Origin of the sequence: Bradyrhizobium sp. NAS80.1 (genome assembly GCF_001908205.1) — a bacterium.
Lineage (GTDB): Bacteria > Pseudomonadota > Alphaproteobacteria > Rhizobiales > Xanthobacteraceae > Bradyrhizobium.
This window is the reverse complement of sequence record NZ_LGHL01000412.1, coordinates 1-1,657: the sequence shown is the minus strand read 5'-3', so window position 1 is coordinate 1,657 and position 1,657 is coordinate 1. Positions and strand designations below refer to the sequence as shown.

2 protein-coding genes are annotated in these 1,657 nt (G+C 56.8%); both read left to right on the top strand.

What is annotated here, in order from left to right; genetic code table 11:
- The first annotated feature begins 446 nt into the window (after positions 1-446).
- Positions 447-740, top strand: coding sequence for a chorismate mutase (locus tag AC629_RS43935; protein WP_084810794.1), 294 nt, complete (start codon positions 447-449; stop codon positions 738-740).
- A gap of 429 nt (positions 741-1,169) precedes the next feature.
- On the top strand, positions 1,170-1,657 hold a 488-nt coding region (locus AC629_RS43930), incomplete at its 3' end, for a DUF1993 domain-containing protein (protein ID WP_084810793.1).

The window sequence follows — 1,657 nt, the reverse complement described above, 5'->3', positions numbered from 1 at the left end:
CGCATGAGTCCGGAAATGGCCCTTTGCGACATATTGCGGTGCCACGCCGTTTCGGTCGCAAGCGGGACGAAGCGGACATCGGATGTCGCTCATGATCGGTGGGGGTCGTCGCGAATGACCCTGGCTGTGTAAAAACGCGAATGATCGAGACACGGCTAGAATTACATTCTTCAGTTCGTCGTCTAAGTTGAAGCCGCGTGCGAGCTTAAGGGCTAGAACCGCCTTGAACGAATAACTTCTTCTATCGCGCTCAAGCGCCTTGGCGTTTTCGCACAGCCAAGACCCTTTGCAGATGTTGGTCGTGCATACGATGATGCCCGTCGGACACGTTCAAGAAGAGGCTGGTGAAACCGACCTCGCGGAGGCTTGGAAGCAGGAATCCAGACTAAGTCGCACCAGGGACCTAGAATCACAATCAGCAGCTATGCACAGGAAGAACACGACTGATGCCCGGAGATACGACCATACCCGAAGAGCTCAAAAGTCTCCGTACCAGCATTGATAACATCGATGCAGCGTTGGTTTACATGTTGGCGGAACGCTTCAAATGCACGCGCCTCGTTGGCAAGCTCAAGGCGTCGTCGGGATTGCCGGCAGCAGATCCAACTCGAGAGGTTGCGCAGATTGCACGACTGCGACGTCTTGCGGAAGCCGCCAATCTCGATCCAGTTTTTGCTGAAAAGTTTCTCAAGTTCATAATTGAGGAGGTGATACGGCATCATAACGCTGTTCGACAGTGACCTCGCGCGACCTTGATGCAGCATTGGCATGTCGGCCCGCCAGGGGGACGGCGAGCGCGATTTCGGGTCTCCCGTCGCGCTTTAGCGATCCCGAAGGAGTGCGCACGAAAGTCACAGGTCCGGTCATGGCCCATCGCGACCTATTGCACCGCCACACGACCCCAGTCGGTAACAGGGCATAGCGGAAATTGCCAGTTCGCCGTCCATCGCAGATGGACGACGATCATGACCCACAAGAGACATCCGTCGCCCCAACGGCAGCGGAACTTGATCATAACCCGGGAGAATTTCTCGACCGACAACGGGAGGCGAGCTTCATCAGCTGACCAACATCTACGGTGCGTCCGTTTCCCTTCTATGCCGATTGCAATTTGAGCAATTTCCGGGAACTTATCGCACGCGATCAGCACACCGAGGGAGACTTACGCCATGGCCTTTTCGCTATACGACGCGACCGTCGCAAACTACCTTCAGATTCTAGGCGCCGTCGGCGGCTTTCTTGAGAAGAGCCTCATGCATTTCCAGGAAAAGGGCATTGATCCGGCCGAAATCGTCCAGTCGCGCCTTACGCATGACATGCAGCCGCTCCGTTTCCAGATCGTCTCGGTCGCACATCATTCACGCGGTGCGATGGAAGCGGCGAAGAGCGGTGTGTTCACCCCGCCGTCTGCTAAACCAGACCTCGACTATGCGGCCCTTCAGGCACTGGTGACGGAGGCGCGCGATGAGCTTTCCGTCCTACGGCCAGAGGCTGTCAATACGCTCCTCGGCAACGACGTAACCTTCAGGGTCGGCGACCGCGCGCTCCCGTTCACGGCGGAAGGCTTTCTGATGTCGTTCTCGCTGCCGAACTTCTTTTTCCATGCGACCACAGCTTACGACATTCTCCGCCACAAGGGCGCGCCGCTTGGAAAACG

Excerpts from the sequence above, each read along its gene's own strand:
- AC629_RS43935 (WP_084810794.1), top strand. The coding sequence starts at position 447 with ATGCCCGGAGATACGACCATACCCGAAGAGCTCAAAAGTCTCCGTACC.